The sequence below is a fragment of the Gilvimarinus gilvus genome, from assembly GCF_030518155.1.
Taxonomy (GTDB): Bacteria; Pseudomonadota; Gammaproteobacteria; order Pseudomonadales; family Cellvibrionaceae; genus Gilvimarinus; species Gilvimarinus gilvus.
This window is the reverse complement of the sequence record NZ_JAULRU010000181.1, coordinates 1-343: the sequence shown is the minus strand read 5'-3', so window position 1 is coordinate 343 and position 343 is coordinate 1. Positions and strand designations below refer to the sequence as shown.

The window sequence follows — 343 nt, the reverse complement described above, 5'->3', positions numbered from 1 at the left end:
ACACCACTGCCGACCATTCGCCCGTCGCGCCTTCGATGGCATAGTTGGTCGCGGCCATGGCAATGGCCAGGTTCTCGGTGGCACACACCCGCCAGCACCAGTCGTTCAGGCCGTTGAGCTCCGGCGGCACGTCCTGGGCCTGCAGGTCGTGCAGGTGCACACCATGCGCCTGGCACCAGTTCACCCAGTAATCGGCATGGTTGAGCTCGACCCGGATATTGCGCATCAGCCAGCGCCGTGCCATGTCCTCACCCTGGTGCCGACCGTAGCGGGTCTTGGTCAGGTTGTGGGCCATGTACAGCGAGAACTGCTCCACCACCGGCCAGCCGCCAATCAGGTACTG

At 64.4% G+C, this 343-nt stretch carries 1 protein-coding gene; it reads right to left on the bottom strand.

Going from position 1 to position 343, the window contains the following annotated elements; translation table 11 throughout:
* Nucleotides 1-343 (bottom strand): iron-containing redox enzyme family protein (locus QWI17_RS01545; RefSeq protein WP_302720730.1); only part of this gene is annotated, 343 nt, incomplete at both ends.